This window comes from Dyella acidisoli, assembly GCF_030160295.1.
Classification (GTDB): Bacteria; Pseudomonadota; Gammaproteobacteria; order Xanthomonadales; family Rhodanobacteraceae; genus Dyella_B; species Dyella_B acidisoli.
On record NZ_BSOB01000024.1, the window covers coordinates 1 to 15,721 of the forward strand.

Annotated in this window: 9 protein-coding genes; 6 read left to right on the forward strand and 3 right to left on the reverse strand. The window is 58.7% G+C overall.

Features of this window, described 5'->3' with window-relative positions; translation table 11 throughout:
• Positions 1 to 652 precede the first annotated feature (652 nt).
• Positions 653 to 1,675, forward strand: coding sequence for a cupin-like domain-containing protein (locus QQJ86_RS13080; protein ID WP_284321399.1), 1,023 nt, complete (start codon positions 653 to 655; stop codon positions 1,673 to 1,675).
• Between the two features lie 107 nt (positions 1,676 to 1,782).
• Here the strand turns inward: QQJ86_RS13080 and QQJ86_RS13085 are convergent, their stop codons facing one another.
• Entirely contained in the window at positions 1,783 to 3,543 is a 1,761-nt protein-coding gene (locus tag QQJ86_RS13085; RefSeq protein ID WP_284321400.1) for a DUF2334 domain-containing protein, read from the reverse strand.
• 407 nt (positions 3,544 to 3,950) lie between these two features.
• Between QQJ86_RS13085 and wecB the strand changes: the two genes are divergently transcribed.
• From wecB to QQJ86_RS13105, 4 genes are read left to right on the forward strand one after another with little or no spacing between them, the layout of a single operon-like run.
• Positions 3,951 to 5,063 carry a non-hydrolyzing UDP-N-acetylglucosamine 2-epimerase gene (wecB, locus tag QQJ86_RS13090; protein WP_284321401.1) on the forward strand — a complete coding sequence of 371 codons (1,113 nt, stop codon included), beginning with the start codon at positions 3,951 to 3,953 and terminating at the stop codon, positions 5,061 to 5,063.
• Between the two features lie 16 nt (positions 5,064 to 5,079).
• Positions 5,080 to 7,302 (forward strand): glycosyl transferase family protein, encoded by a 2,223-nt coding sequence (locus QQJ86_RS13095; RefSeq protein WP_284321402.1) that lies wholly within the window; start codon positions 5,080 to 5,082, stop codon positions 7,300 to 7,302.
• Complete coding sequence (locus QQJ86_RS13100) at positions 7,299 to 10,202, forward strand: NfrA family protein (RefSeq protein WP_284321403.1); 2,904 nt, start codon at positions 7,299 to 7,301, stop codon at positions 10,200 to 10,202. Before QQJ86_RS13095 ends, QQJ86_RS13100 begins: the two co-directional genes overlap by 4 nt.
• A complete protein-coding gene (locus tag QQJ86_RS13105; protein WP_284321404.1) occupies positions 10,196 to 11,098 on the forward strand; it encodes a DUF4434 domain-containing protein in 903 nt (300 codons plus the stop codon). Before QQJ86_RS13100 ends, QQJ86_RS13105 begins: the two co-directional genes overlap by 7 nt.
• Before the next feature lie 163 nt (positions 11,099 to 11,261).
• Here the strand turns inward: QQJ86_RS13105 and QQJ86_RS13110 are convergent, their stop codons facing one another.
• Positions 11,262 to 12,239, reverse strand: a complete 978-nt coding sequence (locus QQJ86_RS13110) for a hypothetical protein (protein WP_284321405.1) — start codon at positions 12,237 to 12,239, stop codon at positions 11,262 to 11,264.
• Positions 12,240 to 12,798: 559 nt separating this feature from the next.
• Between QQJ86_RS13110 and QQJ86_RS13115 the strand changes: the two genes are divergently transcribed.
• Positions 12,799 to 13,779, forward strand: a complete 981-nt coding sequence (locus QQJ86_RS13115) for an LLM class flavin-dependent oxidoreductase (RefSeq protein ID WP_284321406.1) — start codon at positions 12,799 to 12,801, stop codon at positions 13,777 to 13,779.
• A 261-nt stretch (positions 13,780 to 14,040) separates the two neighbouring features.
• Here the strand turns inward: QQJ86_RS13115 and QQJ86_RS13120 are convergent, their stop codons facing one another.
• On the reverse strand, positions 14,041 to 15,510 hold the full coding sequence (locus tag QQJ86_RS13120) for an MFS transporter (RefSeq protein ID WP_284321407.1): 1,470 nt from the start codon (positions 15,508 to 15,510) through the stop codon (positions 14,041 to 14,043).
• Positions 15,511 to 15,721 lie beyond the last annotated feature (211 nt).

Below are 15,721 nucleotides of genomic sequence, written 5' to 3' on the forward strand. Positions count from 1 at the left end.
ACGGATGATTATTAACGAAATATCAGTCGGTTAACGATGGTGACGGGTGTTTTTACCGGACAGTACTGGCTGGCCCAAAGAAAAGTAACCCAAAGAAATGGCCTGAAGAGCTCATGGCGCATCCAAGTTACAAGCTTGAACGATGACGCCCTGCTGTGATTGTTGGCGGGCCAAGCTTCCACCACCCCGCTATACCGCGAAGCGTCGAAGCATTGAGGGCTTAAGGCGCGCCCTCCGAAAGGTTGAGGTTTGCTGAGATCTGCCCGATCTGCTTTAAGTCCTCAGCGCTTCGACGCCTCGCGGTATAGCGGGGTAGTGGAAGCTTGGCCCACCAACGATCAAAGCAAGGCGACATCCTTCAGGCTTTTACCTTTCCCCTGCTGTGAGCTTGTTAGGCCATTTCATTGGGTTACTTTTCTTTGGGCCAGCAAAGAAAAGTGACTCGGGCCCTTTAGGGTCCGAAAGCGCCGCAGGCAATCCCCCAACACACGACATGCCCAGTTGAGGCGAGACACCAATCGAGTCCCCCGGGAGAGGGGAGAAAAACACCCCTGGACATCGTTGTCATTTCCCCAACACAATCCACGTCGCGGCGAGCAGGGCTGCGCTAAGCTCGCCCCTAACACGGCTAGACAACACGCGAGGGGATGTCATGGCGAACGTCGAGTTGAGGCCGGTGGTCCATGTCGACAACGAGTGGCGCCGGTGGATTGCGGAGAATCTGCTGCTGAACGGTCCGCCGCAGAGCATCTACGAGCAGATGCTGCACGCCGGCATTCCGCACGAGGAGGCCGTGCAAGAAGTGCAGCAGGCAATGTCCAGCCCGTATCTGGCCGGCGCACAACGCTTGCGCAATCGCTTGGCGAAACACGATTGGGTACTGGAAACGCAGCGTCATATGAACCGCCTGCGCAGTATCGATGTGCCGCGTCGGCACAAGCTCTCGCGCGAGGAATTTCTCGACGCGTATTACACCGCTGGCCGCCCGGTGATCATCACCGGCATGATGGAAGACTGGCCCGCGATGACCACATGGAGCCTGGATTACTTCAAGGAATGCTGCGGCGATCGTGAAGTGGAGATCCAGTTCGGACGCGATACCGATGCGCAATACGAATTGCGCAAAACCGCGCATCGCAAAACGATGCTGTTCGGCGATTACGTGGAGATGGTGCGCAACGCCGGCCGCAGCAACGATTTCTACATGACGGCTTACAACGAGGGAAAAAATCGCACGGCGCTGGCCGAATTGTGGCAGGACATCGTGCAGATTCCCGAATACTTGAACGGCGAGGGCGCCACGCAAGGTTTTCTATGGTTCGGCCCAGCCGGCACCATCACGCCGTTCCATCACGACCTCACCAACAACTTCATGGCACAGGTGCTGGGCCGCAAGCGCATCCTGATGATGCCGCCTTGCGAGATCGGGCATGTCTACAACCACGAGCATTGCTTTACGCACGTGGATGGAAGGCAGATCGACCTGCAGCGCTATCCGCACATGGCGGATGTGCAGGTACTTTCCTGCACCTTGAATCCGGGCGAGGTGCTGTTCCTGCCGGTGGGCTGCTGGCACTTCGTGGAAGGCTTGGATATCTCGGTCACCGTGTCGTTCACCAATTTTCTTTGGGATAACGACTTCATGGCGGAATATCCGCAGCAGCAGATGTTCTGAGCGAAGCTGTTCTAAAAACGAATGATGTTCTAAAAGTGAGCCCCCTTCCCTCGGGAAGGGGGCTCTTCATGCCGGGGCATGCAGGGGACAGCCTCGGCGATGAACCGTTAACCCTGCATAATCACGCTCACAGAGACGAAGGTGTAGCCCATTGCCTGCAGCCCTTCCACGATCTGCTTCAAGTAGCTGATGTCCAGGGTCGGGTCAATGAAGAAGCTTTGCACGGTGTCCTGGATCACCGTGTTGCAGTTGGCGCTGTACAGGATGTCGGCCGGAAAACGCGGCGGATTGTTGTTGTATTCCGTCAGTTCGACATCGCCCAGCTGTTCGGGTAGTACCACAGAGCCGAAGATGTTGCGCACCATATACGGGTAAAACTGACCGTAGATTCGCGTGTAATCAGGCGTTCCTGTGCCGCATGCGCCATTCGGGCACCAACCGATGGCATACAGGTCGCGCTGTGACATGGCTTTGAACTGCGTATGGAAAACCACGTAATCGATGGCCGAGGCGGCATAGTGCGGCGGCACGAAGATCGTGGGAGGAAGCAGGCCGGCCTTCGCGAATTCCTGGAAGCCGCTGGTGATGCGTCCTTGCGCCCACGACATGGAATCGACCGGCACGGGGGCATCGAATATCACGGAATTGGCCGAGTTGATGTGCGCCGTATAGAACTCGAAATCATCGCCGCTGACGGCGGTGTAAGGGTTGTCGATATTCGAATACTGATGCGTGTAGCCATGCATCATCATCGTGCCGCCATGGGATTGCATGTATTTCAACGCACTCACCAGACCGGTGTCCTGGTACAGATGAATCGAAACCGGCACGCCGTTGTTGTAGAAACCGTTCGGATCTATGTAATACGGAATCAACGCGACGCTGAACGGCACGTTCTTGCTGTACAGATAATTGGCAATTGCACGCAACTGGGCAGGGCTGTCGTTCGCCGCAACGTCCTCGATACGCACCAGTGCGCGTTTGCGTGATGGCATGTTCGGATTGGAGACCTTGCCGATCAAGTCGATGGCGGCAAGGTAGCGATCGTTCGGCCCGGTGTAGCTGAAGGGAATCTCGCCGATGTAGGTGAGGTTGGCGCCCTTCGTAGCCCAGTTGACTGTGCCGCCGGTGTCATTGGTGGCGACGGCGAGCACTTGTGCCTTGGTGGCGTCGTTGATCGTCGTCTGCAACAAGCCGGAAGGAACCGCCAGCGAATTGCGCATCAGTGGCACGCCTTTGTAGGTCACCGTCAACGTGTTGGAGAAATCGAAGAACTGCGGCGTGAAGCCATACTGTCCCGCGAAATTCGTCGCGCGCGCGGACAACTGCCAGATGTTGTCGTTCATCCATAACACCGGCTTGGTGGTGGCCAGCACATCGTCCAGCAAGGCGGTGGGCAAGGGTTCACCGTAAGTTGAGCCGATATAGACCAGGCCTGTGTAGCCGTTGAGTTCCCCGGCAACGTAGTTCACCGCTTCGTGCATGGTGTACTTGCTGCCATGCGTGACCAGATTGCCGGCCATCACAGCATAGGCTTCGCCCAGCCATCCCCATTGACCGGTGCTGTCGTACAGCACCAGCGTGTTCTGGTTCGGGTTTGCACCAGGTGCACCAGCATAGGCATTCGGTGCTGTGGTCAGTGCTGCTGTCGCGGCGACGTTGAATGTCGACGAAGTACTCGACGTTGTCAGTTTGATCGTCAAATGTTTTGGCAGCGCCGCATGCGGCGGTGCCGGTGGCGCGGGAAGTACGTGGGCGTTTCTAAAGAGGGACTGCGCCATCGCACCCGCTGGCATGGCAAGTACAAGTGCTACACCGATGAAGAACGATTTCAACGTGGATAGGCCACGGAGTGATGGTCTGATCATGGAAGCCCCCTACAACGCTGTCATGGAATCGATGCGTAGCAACGGCCGCTCGCGCGCGTTGCCGTGGTGCGATCACATTCCGAATGCGCAGGCCCCTGTCCCGTGAAGATGGAACGCCTCGCCGGAGGTGAGCTTACGTCGATGCGTTTCATTTGTCGACTAGCAAATTCATTGGATCGAGTCAAGTAGCATTTAACGAAAATATGATGAATTTAATGTGTATGCTTAACTTGTAGTTGGCAATATACGCACAAAGTAGCTTCTTGCGCTGCTTGTCCCAGCGAGTCGACCGATGCCATCCATTCGGCAGATCCGCTGTCCGCTGCTCGAGTCAGGAGCGTTTAGGGGGCGAGGCAGGGATGTCTGCAAAGCAGGGTGGTATCTGCACTCTGCAAGGGGGGTGGACTATGCAAGACATACTCATCATCTCCGGCACGCGCCCGGAGATCATCAAGTTGGCGCCGCTATATCACTGCTTGCGCAACAGTGGATGGGCGCGACCGCACTGGCTGCATACCGGACAGCACGGCGAGATGGCGCGCCAGATGCTCGGATGTTTCGACATTCATCCGGATATCTCGCTGGAACGCAGTGGCGATGGTCTGTGCGAATTCAGCACCAGCTGCCGCGGATTGCTCGATCGAGTGATGGCCGATACGGCGTGGTCGCTGGTGATGGTGCAGGGTGATACCGAAAGCACCTTCCTGGGTGCGTTGTCCGGTTTCCATCACCACATTCCCGTCGCGCACATCGAAGCAGGCCTGCGCACCTACGATCTGGAGCGGCCGTTTCCGGAAGAAGGCTTGCGGCAGATGATCAGCCGCATTGCCAGTTTCCACTTTGCACCGACCGAGCGTGCCGCGCAGGCATTGCGTGAAGAAGCCATTCCACGCGATCGCATCAGCGTCACCGGCAATACCGTGATCGACGCGCAGCAGTGGGCCGTGCAGCGCTATGGCATCAAGCGCGATATACGAGGGCGCGGATATCTGCTGGTCACGGCGCATCGGCGCGAAAACTGGGGCAGCGATTTGCGCGAGATCTGCTATGCGATCGCTGATGTCGCCAACCACCACCCCGAGTTGCAGGTACTGTTTCCGGTGCACCTCAATCCGACGGTGAGCAAGCCTGTGCACGCCATTCTGGGTGGCTTGACGAATGTATGCCTGTGCCCGCCGCTGGATTACTTGCAGATGCAGCAGGCATTGATCGACGCATGGCTGGTGCTGACTGACTCAGGTGGCTTGCAGGAGGAAGCGCCGACCTTCGGCGTGCCGCTGTTGGTGCTGCGCACGGAAACTGAGCGACCCGAAGCGATCGAAGCCGGTTGCGCAAGGCTGGCTGGCACGCGGCGTACCACCATCGTCAATCAGGTCGAAGCGCTGTGGTCAGATTCATACGCATACAGTGCGATGGCGCACGCCGGCAATCCGTTCGGCGATGGCACGGCGAGCGTGCGCGTGGTCGATCGGCTCAGGGATGCATTGGCAGGTAACGAACGCAAGCGCGAAGCAATCTGAGCAAAGGAGGCCTCCCATGCGGTGGCTGGATGCATTTACGAGTTATCTCTATGGCTTGAGTGTGATCGTCACCGTGATCGCGGTGATGATATTGATCAGCAGCCTGGACGATTTTTTCATCGACAGCGTTTACTGGATCCGGCGCTTGTGGCGTTCGCTGTTCGTCTACTACACGTGCGAACACACGCATTACCACGAGCTGTACCGTCCGGCGGAAAGACCGTTGGCGATCATGGTGCCGGCCTGGAAGGAAACCGGCGTGATCGGGCACATGGCCGAGCTGGCGGCAACCACCCTGGATTACGAGAACTACCACATTTTCGTCGGCACCTATCCGAACGATCCGGATACGCAGGCTGACGTCGACGAAGTTTGTGCACGCTTTCCCAACGTGCACAAAGTGGTGTGCGCACGTCCGGGGCCGACCAGCAAGGCCGACTGCCTCAACAATGTGCTGGATGCGATCATGCAGTTCGAGCGCCGCGCGCATGTGACGTTCGAAGGGTTCATCCTGCACGACTCGGAAGACGTCGTGTGCGAACACGAACTGCGGCTGTTCAACTACCTGGTGCACCGCAAGGATCTGATCCAGATTCCGGTCTATCCGTTCGAGCGGCAGTGGAACAACTTCACCAGCCTGCATTATCTGGACGAATTCGCCGAGCTGCACGGGAAGGACATACCAGTGCGCGAAGCGCTGGCCGGTCAGGTACCCAGTGCCGGCGTCGGCACCTGTTTCAGCCGGCGCGCCATTCTTGCGTTGATCGAGGACGGCAATGGTATTGCCTTCGATGCGCAAAGCCTCACCGAGGACTACGACATCGGTTTGCGTTTAAAAGAACGCGGCATGGCGGAGATCTTCGTGCGCTTCCCGGTGTTGCGCTATCAGCGCCATCCCAAGCGTGGACAGTTGGGCCAAAGCCGGCGCGAAGCGAATGTGGTCTGCGTGCGTGAATACTTCCCTGATCGCCTGGCCACGGCTGTGCGCCAAAAGTCGCGCTGGATCATCGGCATCGTCTATCAGGGCTATCGCACGCACGGATGGAAACGCAACCTGGTGCTGAACTATTTCCTGTGGCGTGATCGCAAAGGCGCCATCAACAACTTCGTTAGTTTCGCCGCCATGCTGATCATGGCGCAGCTGGTACTGATCGGTCTGTTGCAGGTCGTGTGGCCAGATGCGCCGCGCTTCATGTCGATCTTCGAGGGTAGACCGTGGTTCGATGCGGTGTTGATAGCGAATATCTCCCTGATGGGCAATCGCATGCTGCAGCGGATCATTTTCGTGTCCAGCTATTACGGTGCGAAGCAGGGGTTGTTGTCGATCCCTCGGCTGTTGTGGGGCAACCTGATCAATTTCATGGCCAACTGGCGTGCCATCAGCCAGATCATCCGCACCGGCGATCCGCGGCGCGTGGCCTGGGACAAGACCACGCACGATTTTCCAAGCATTGGCGGTGAGAACCGCGCCAAGCATTCACTGGACGAGATGCTGGTGGCGAATGGCGCCATCTCGGAAGCAGAGTTGCACGATGCGCAATTGCATCGCATCGATGGTCTGCAGCTCGGCAGCTCGATGATCCACGAGGGCCGGATCACGGCCGAAGAACTGGCCCTCCAGACCGCCGCGCAGATCGGTGTGGCGTGCGAGTCTGTTGATCCATCCAGGTTGTCGCGTGAGCTGTTGAATACCGTCCCGCGGCAGATCGCGCTGCACTACGCAGTTGTGCCTCTGCGCGTGGACGCCGGCATGCTGGTGCTGGCGAGCGAGTCATACATCGATCCCGTCTCACTGGCCGCCATCGCGCGCCAGCTTGAACGCCGGGTTCGCTACGTGATCGCGCACAAGGGCCAGGTCACGGTCGGCTTACGTCTGTGGTACGCGCAAGTGCGCGACGGTGAGCGCGATCCTCATCGTCTGCTCGTCGCCGCTGCAGACAAGGGCTTGATCCGTCGGGATCGTGTATCGCTGCTGTGGAACGACTATATGTCGCGCCAGGTCATGCTGGGCGAGATCCTGGTTGCGCAAGGATTGCTGGATGAAGTCGCCTTCAAGGCGCTGCTGCTCAGTTACGCGCGCAGCGAACAGCGCCTGGGCGAGTTCTTGATCGATCAGGGGGTGATCAGTCCGGAAACCTTGAATCGCCTGTTGAAGCTGCAAGCATCCCTGCAGCCGAGCGTTGCGAGCCTGTTCGAGCAGGAGTGGGCCACGTTCGGGCCGGTGGGGCGTGCCTCATGAAACGGCAGCTGCCGGCCCGTTGTGCGCTGGCGTTGCTGGTGATGGCGTCCGTGTGGCCATGGTGTGCAGAGAGCCAGAATTCGAATGGCGATAGCAGCCGCTACCAGAATTTCATGCTGTATCCGCATCGGCAGGCCGGCTATGCAGCGCTGCGCGCGGGCGACGAGCATGCTGCCATTGCTGAATTCACGAAGGCGCGCCAACTGGCACCGCAAAGTGTGGACACCGCCCTGGATCTGGCTGAGGCGTATCGGCATTTTGGTCATCCGGAGCGTGCGCAAGCGGTGTTGAACGAACAGCTTCACTACACGCCGAAGGATGCGCGACTGCACGCTGCCTTGTCTGCGCCAGCGGCACCGGCTGTCGACTGCAGCCGCGACAACCGGCCGGTGTGCCGTGCCAAACGCGGCTTTGCTGATCTGCAAGCGGGCGATGTCGCCAAAGCCGAGACGGAACTGAGTGCACCCGATTTCGCACGCAGCCCGGAAGGGCTTACTTTGCGTCACGCCCTGGTGCAACGCGCGATTTATCTAGGCGACGATCAGCGTGCCGAGACGCAACTAGCGGAGCTGGATGCACAAGGCCAGACTAGTGTCGACGAGCGCCATCAATGGTTCACGCTGATGCTCAATCTCGGCAAGTTCGACGCTGCGCGCCAGCTGCAATCGCGTGGTGGCCTGGATGCACCGGAGCAGGATCTAGCCATGGCGCTGGCGATCAGCAGTCACGGTGATCGTAAATTGCTCGCGTCATACATGGCTTCGCGTCAGCCCGTCTTCACAAGTGAAAAGGACGAACGCCAATGGGTGAATCTGTTGGCGATGGCTGCACGCGAACAGCCGGCGTTGCTGGATCATTACACGGCGCGTTATCCCGCCAATGCCACATGGCAGGCACAGTTGTCGCTATCGTTGGCGATGGCGCGTGGCGATCATGCAGTTGCACGCAACATGCTTGCGCGGTTGCCGGCGGAGCGTTTTCGCGAAGAGCGTTTCGATCTGGACATGGAGCAGGGCGGGTATGCCGAAGCAAGATCGCAGGCCGAAGCCCTGATCGCGCAGCCGGAGGGGTACCGTTTGCTTGATCCGCTCAGCTATCGCTTGCTGGAAGCCGGTGCAACGTTTGAGGCGAAGCAATTGCTGCTCGATGCGTATCCGTTTGCCGGTAATCCGCATTCAGCAGCCTTGTTTTCCCGTGTGGCTGTATTGGCCGGCCAGCAGCCGGCGCTGTTTTCGCCGGACGACCACGCGCGCTTGCGGCGTCCGTTGGAAAGCATGCCACTGCGCATCCAGCAGTTGCATATCCTTGGCGCGCTGCGCGACTGTGAAGGTATTCGTCAGGTGATGGCGGATCTGTCGCCGGACTATCCTGCCGAATCGTGGCGTCAGCTCGGCGACTGCTACGGCAAAGAGCGGCCCGGCTTGGCCGAATACGCGTATGCCGAAGCCGGCAAGCGCAGCTTCGACAGCGAAACCACCCGCGCGTTGGCTTACCAGGCCTATAGCACGCAGGACTACGAAACAGCCTTGCAGGCTTGGCGCTCGGTACCGGCAGCGCACATGCAGCCGGCAGACCTGATCGCCGCGGCAACCACCGCGCTCACCATTCACGAAACGGCGGTAGCGCGTTCGTGGCTGGATACCTATGCAGCACAAGGCGGTAAGAAAGACGGCAATTACTGGTGGTTGCGCGCGCAGGCCGACGAACCGCACGATCCGGCGTTGGCGCGCAACGATCTGGAAAATGCCGTGGCGTTGCAGCCGGATGCGCGTTACTACGCGCGCCTGGCGGCACTGCAAAGCCAGGCGGGTGATTCGCAACAGGCGCTGATTTCACTGCAGCATGCCAGCGCACTTGCGCCTGACGACAGCAAGTTGGCTGCTTCGCTGGGTTATGCCTATCTGCAAGCCGGGGCACCGGACAAGGCCGTGGTGCAGTTCGAGCGAGCGCATCAGGCTGATCCGGAGAATGCCGGGCTCACCCGCCAATTGCTGTACGTGCACCAGAAACTGGGCGATACCGCGCAGGCGCGTTGGTATGCCACACAGGCGATCGATCAGTTCGATGCAGCCAGTGAGCCGAGCACAGATGGCACGGATGGCAACGCGAGCGATCAGGACGATCAGCGCTTTGCCTTGCGCCGCTTGCACGAAGATCTTGGCCGCAAGTGGAGCTTCAACGCCGATATGTCGCTGGGCGATACCGTATCTTCAGCCGCCAACACGGCGGCTCCCGGTGTTTCCTACCGCAGCTATGCGCAACTGGAAGCGCAGTACCGCCTGCTTTCTGGCGCGGACACCAATACGCTGGCTGCCTATGCGCGTCTTTTCGCCGGTAGTGATGGCAGTAGCGCGGTGTGGCCGGTGCATGCGGTGATGCTGGGCGTGGGCCTGCATTGGAAACCACTGATCTCGCAGAACATCGTGCTATCCGTTGAACAACAAACACCGGCCAGCAACAATCGTGATACGCACAACGACACCATGCTGCGTGCAAGCGGTTCGTGGTCGTTCGGTCCAAAACTTACCGACGACTGGCACGCAAGCGGATGGGGATGGTTCACGCAGAACTTCTATGTCGATCTCGCGCATTACCTTCGGTCCAAGCAAAGCGTACTCACGCTTGACTACCGGTTTGGCCTGCAAGACAAATTGGTGCAGGGACAAACCATCGAGCCTTATGTCCATCTGCAGTACACCGGTATCGATCGTTCACAGGGCTTGAGCTATACCCGCGACGCACGCGTCGGACTCGGCGTGCAATGGAATCTGTGGTTCGGCGAAACGCGTTATGACGCTTACCCGCATCGCTTCAGCGTGGCGATAGAAGACCAGCACGCGTTCACCAGCTACTTGCGCGAGCGAAACGCGGTATTCCTGATTCTGAGGACGCAATGGTGAGGCGCGCATTACTAAGGCTGGCTGCTCTGCTGTGGCTGCTGATGCCGCTGTTGGCCGGCGCTACCACAGCGATCATCTACCAGCCGCAGCTGCGCGATCGTGATGTCGCGCAAGCACAGTGGCCTACGCTGTTCGCGCAATTGCGTGGACAAGGCTTCGATACGCTTGTGGTGCAGTGGACGGAATACGGCGATGCCTTCGGTGATCCACAGGCGCACGCGTGGCTGCTGCAGCGTGTGCGTGAAGCGCGTGCTTCCGGGCTGCGCGTTGTGCTCGGACTGAATAGCGATCCCGCGTTTTTCCAGCGTCAGCAGGTGCCCACCGCGGCGCTCGGCGATTATCTGCACACGCTGTTGCGCCGTAACGACGCAGTGGCTCGCCAATGGGTCGATGAACTGGGTGCGGAGGCCATCGCCGGCTGGTATCTGCCGATCGAGATCGACGACAAGCGCTGGCGCGATCCCGATGCACGCAAGCCATTGCAGGCGTATCTCGCATTGGAGCGCCAGCAGCTGGATCGCATTGCGCAGCGGCCGGTGTACGTGAGTTCGTTTTTCGCGGGGAACATGACGCCGTTGCGCTATGCCGAGTTGCTTGAAGATATTCAACGCAGCGGCGTGCGTGTGTGGGTGCAGGATGGCGCAGGCACTGCTCGTCTTGGTGCAGGAGAACGCAAGCTGTATCTCGACGCAGCAAGCCAATGCGCGGCTTCGCATGCGAGTGGCGTGGTTTTCGAGATATTTCACCAGATCGGCGGTGACCAGGCGTTCAGCGCGTCGTCGCTAAACGCGGCCGAAGCGAGTGCGACATTGACGCAGCGAGCGCCGTGCGATGGCGACAGCGTGTTTTTCGAGCTGCGCTATCTACCGGAAATGGAGGGGGTAATGAAGCGCTAGGAAGCGCGAAAAAAGCTGCACCCTCCACCTAGGCAAGGGAGCGGCGCAGTATTGTAGGTTGGGGTGCAAACCCCAACATTGCGATGTATGTGCATAGCCTTGTTGTGGCTTGCATCCCAACCTACGTAACCCTCCCCTGCAAGCAGGGGAGGGCGTCATGCCATTACTGTGGAACCTTGAGCGGCGCAATCGTCTGATCGAGCGTGCTCCAGTACGTCTTGGTGTACGGCACCATCTCTTCGGCGTAATACCACCAGAAGAAGCCGCCGATGAACTTCGGATCCTTGAAGCTGTTCACCATCGGGTAGTAGGACTTGATCAGGCCCGTTTGCACCGATGAAGGAGCGCCAGTGCTGGATGTGCCGATTTCGCCGAAGCCGACCTTCGCATTCGGGAAGATGCTCTCAAGTGCGCTGAAATCCGAGCTCCACGAAGGCGACAGTCCTGGGCAGTCCTGGTACGGGTAGTAGCTGAAGAGCGCATAGTCGGCGCTTTGACGCACGCTTGCAGGCAGGAAGGTGGTGGGCCAGGTCTTCCAGTAATCCTGCGGTTTTTCCCAGCAATTGTTGCCCTTGCTGTCGTCGTTGTAATACAGCGTGACTGCGGTCTTGCCACCTGCGGCTTTCACAATCGAGCTGGCCGCGGCGACCATCTGGCCGATCTGGGTTTCTTCTGCATTGACGACGCTGTTAGTGCCGTCCGGATTCTGGCGCAGCCACTCGCCATTGATCTCGTTGGCGATTTCCCACACGTCCACCGTGCCGTTCAAACCGTTGACCAGTTCCTTGGTGCGCGCAGTGTAGGTGTTGATGTCGGTCGGGAAGTAATACGAATCCATGATCTCGCCCATCACGTTGGCGACCATGTGCAGCTTGACCAGGGAAGGGTAGTACTCGGCAGCGGTAGTGCCCGGATCGAATACCACGCGAACGGTGGGACGGTAGGGCAGCTTGCTCAACGACGTGATGATGGCGTTGATGTTGGACAGATCATCCAGTGTTACGCCATAGATCGGCGCTTTGAGTGTTACGGCCGCCTGCGCGTTTGCAGTCGGAGCAAACGGTGCGGAAGCGGTGAAGAGTGAGATGGATATGGCAAGTGGAGCAAGTAGTTTTTTCGTAACGGTTGCAAGTTTTGTCATTGATTCAAATTCACATGCATCGGCGCTCCTTCGCCTGGTTTGAGTAGTGGCTATAACGCAGGGGTTTTGCCACGACATAACGGCGGCGCCGCAAATAAAAGATGCGGAACCGGGCTTGGTCGTGCTTTTCCGAGCACCAATGAAGGTCGTCCGTAGAGCGGCCTATCGTCTTCCCCTGAGCGCCGAGGCGCGAAAGATGATGTGAGCAGCCGTTTACAAACCAGCGAAGATCTTGAGTACTGCGTAGATGATCGACATGCCGAGATCATCTCGCCGTACGCCGGCCGGTTCCTCGAGTGAAACCGCACGGTACCAATCCTGGGAATGACGCACCTGGATTTCGCTGGCGGGGGTCGAGTCTAACGACCGATGGCTCACGGTCATCAAAATTTGGTTAGATCAGGCCATTTGTCTGCTTTTTTGTGACAGGCATCACACGGATGGCGCTTGAAAAACGTCTTATCGCTTCCGTTGCAGGCAACCAGGCGGTTGTGGCAGCAAGCCCTGGCATTACGGTGAACCGTCCCCAAATTGCAGGCTTCGTTGCTGAGGCTCTCGCATGATTCCGTTCTCCGTACTTGATCTCGCCCCCGTCACCGAAGGCAGCACGCCAGCTGAAGCTTTCGCGAACATGACGAATTTAGCGCAGTGGACGGAGCAGCTTGGCTATCACCGCTATTGGTTGGCCGAACACCACAACATGCCCGGCATTGCCAGCGCCGCGACGGCCGTGTTGATCGGTCATGTTGCCGGCAGCACGTCGCGTATCCGCGTAGGTGCAGGCGGGATCATGCTGCCCAATCACGCACCGCTACAGGTGGCTGAGCAGTTCGGCACGCTGGCTTCGTTGTATCCGGGACGCATTGATCTGGGACTTGGACGTGCGCCTGGTACGGATCAGGCGACTGCGCGCGCATTGCGACGTTATTACGAAGGCGCCGAAACCTTCCCGAACGATGTGCATGAACTGCTCGCATTCTTCGAGCCCGCCTCGCCTGATCAAACCGTGCGCGCTGTTCCCGGTGCGGGCATCGATGTGCCTGTGTGGTTGTTGGGTTCAAGCCTGTTCAGTGCTCAGCTCGCCGCGGCGCAGGGCTTGCCGTTCGCCTTTGCCTCGCACTTCGCGCCAGATGCGATGGACGAAGCCTTGATGCTTTATCGGCGCGATTTCAAGCCATCTGCGCGTCTCGATAAGCCTTACGCCATGCTTTGCGTAAACGTGGTCGCCAGCGATACGGATAGCGAAGCGCGGCGGCTGTTCACCACGCAGCAGCAAAGCTTCGTCAATCTGCGCCGCGGACGCCCGGGGCTTATTCCACCGCCGATTGACGATATGGAAAGCTATTGGACGCCGGCCGAGAAATACATGGTGGAACGCGCGTTAGCGTGTGCGATCGTGGGTTCACCGGAGACAGTGCGAGAAGGGTTAGCTGCGTTCATCGAGCGTCATCGACCGGATGAGTTGATGTTGACGGCGAATATCTTTGATCACGCGGCGCGTAAGCGTTCGTTCGAGTTGGCGATGTCGTCGCGTCCGTAGGTTGTGCATATTTGCTCATGGCCAGTCCTGATTAGCGTCTCGCCTCAGCTGGGTATTTCGTGGGTTGGACCATTGCCTGCGGCGCTTCCGGTCGCGAAGCGACCGGGTCACTTTTCTTTGGGCCAGCAAAGAAAAGTGACTCGGGCCCTTTAGGGTCCGAAAGCGCCGCAGGCAATGTCACGACAAACGACACACCCAGCTGAGGCTCGATGCTGATCAGCGTGGCCAGTTGACCTTCCTGGCAATCTACGAACGTGGCGTTCAATGACTGATCTGCTCCAGCGCGATGCCCTTCGTCGATGGTCCAAATACGCCGATGACGGTAATGCCCACAACCATCGCGATCGCGATGAACGTAGCGACCGCGAGTGCGCCACCAAGGTTGAGGAAATAACCGACCGCCAGCCCCGCGAAGGCAGCAGCAAAGCGGCTCCATGAATAGACGAAGCCGACGGCGCGGGCCCTGATCCGCGTTGGATACAACTCGGCCTGATAACTGTGATATGCGTAGGACATGATGTTGGCGGCAAGCGTGAACACCACGCCAAGCGTAATCAGTACCACGGGTGAGGTAGCGTGTGCGAACCCGAGCATCGAAACGCCCATCACGATCAGGCCGAGGATGATCTGGGTTTTTCTTTCCAGGTAATCGGCGAAGTAGGTGCCAACCAGCGGGCCGAATGGATTGGCAATGGCGATGATGAAGGAATACTGCAGGCTGTGCGTGATGTTGATGCCGCGAGCGATCAGCAACGTCGGTACCCATGCGGCGAAGCCGTAGAAACCGATCACCTGCGCCATGTTGAACACGGACAGCATCAGTGTGCGACGCCAATACTTTCGCGCAAAGATTTCCCGAAACCTGCCTGCGCTTTCTTCTTCCGGCACTTCGACATGAGGAGCCGGAAGGGGTGTGCCAGTTTCCGTTTCGATCCGGCGTTCGATGTCAGTGGTGATCGCATCGGCCTCAGCGACGCGCCCATGTAGCGCAAGCCAGCGCGGGCTCTCCGGTACTTGCCGGATAAGAAACCACGCCACAGCGGCACCGGCCGAGCCGATCAGCACCACCCAACGCCAACCATCCAGTCCGAACGGCGCAACAGGTACCAACCGCCAGGCGAACAGGGCCACCACCGGCACGATGCAAAACGATACGAACTGGTTCATCGAGAAAGCACGTCCGCGCAGTGCCAATGGCGTGAGTTCGGAGATATAGGCGTCGATGGTGACCAACTGCACGCCGAATCCGACACCTGCGATGAAGCGCCAGACGTTGACCATCTCTCCCGTGTGCTGGAAGGCCATGATGACGGTGCTGCACGCGTACCAAACCAGCGACCAGGTAAACACCGGGCGACGGCCATAGCGGTCGGCAAGCTGGCCGAACAGCACCACGCCCAGCCAAAGCCCGGCAAAGGTGCTGAACACGAAGGTGCCAAAGCCTGCCACCTTGATGCCGGCGAGACTGGCGAAAAAGCCGAGGGAATCCGGAGAAAACAGCCCGGACTTGGCCATGCCTGGCGCGACATAGCCGGTAAAGAACAGGTCGTAGTATTCGAACAATCCACCCAGGGAAATCAGCGCGATGATTTTCCACAACGTGCGCGACGAGGGAAGCCGGTCAAGACGTGCGGCGATCGCGGCCGATGCGCCGGAGGGCAGGGCATCCGGCTCCCTTTCCACACCGGAAACAGGATTGGGTTGCGCAGACGTGCCTGCCGATAACTTCATGAGGGTCTCAATGTGTCAGTTTGAGGTACGACTGTGCATTGCCGTAGGCTGGGATGGCAATCCCAGCATCACGTTTTATGCATGCATGGCAATGTTTGGTCTGGCGTCTCCACCTACATGTCGTCTTGGTCCAAGCTGATTTACATCTAAATATTACATTTATATACTATATACAAATGTAGTACGTGCCCAAAGCTCAGGAAAACCTGCC

Coding starts and splice junctions, on each gene's coding strand:
- QQJ86_RS13080 (WP_284321399.1), top strand. CDS start 653: ATGGCGAACGTCGAGTTGAGGCCGGTGGTCCATGTCGACAACGAGTGG.
- QQJ86_RS13085 (WP_284321400.1), bottom strand. CDS start 3,543: ATGATCAGACCATCACTCCGTGGCCTATCCACGTTGAAATCGTTCTTC.
- wecB (WP_284321401.1), top strand. CDS start 3,951: ATGCAAGACATACTCATCATCTCCGGCACGCGCCCGGAGATCATCAAG.
- QQJ86_RS13095 (WP_284321402.1), top strand. CDS start 5,080: ATGCGGTGGCTGGATGCATTTACGAGTTATCTCTATGGCTTGAGTGTG.
- QQJ86_RS13100 (WP_284321403.1), top strand. CDS start 7,299: ATGAAACGGCAGCTGCCGGCCCGTTGTGCGCTGGCGTTGCTGGTGATG.
- QQJ86_RS13105 (WP_284321404.1), top strand. CDS start 10,196: ATGGTGAGGCGCGCATTACTAAGGCTGGCTGCTCTGCTGTGGCTGCTG.
- QQJ86_RS13110 (WP_284321405.1), bottom strand. CDS start 12,239: ATGACAAAACTTGCAACCGTTACGAAAAAACTACTTGCTCCACTTGCC.
- QQJ86_RS13115 (WP_284321406.1), top strand. CDS start 12,799: ATGATTCCGTTCTCCGTACTTGATCTCGCCCCCGTCACCGAAGGCAGC.
- QQJ86_RS13120 (WP_284321407.1), bottom strand. CDS start 15,510: ATGAAGTTATCGGCAGGCACGTCTGCGCAACCCAATCCTGTTTCCGGT.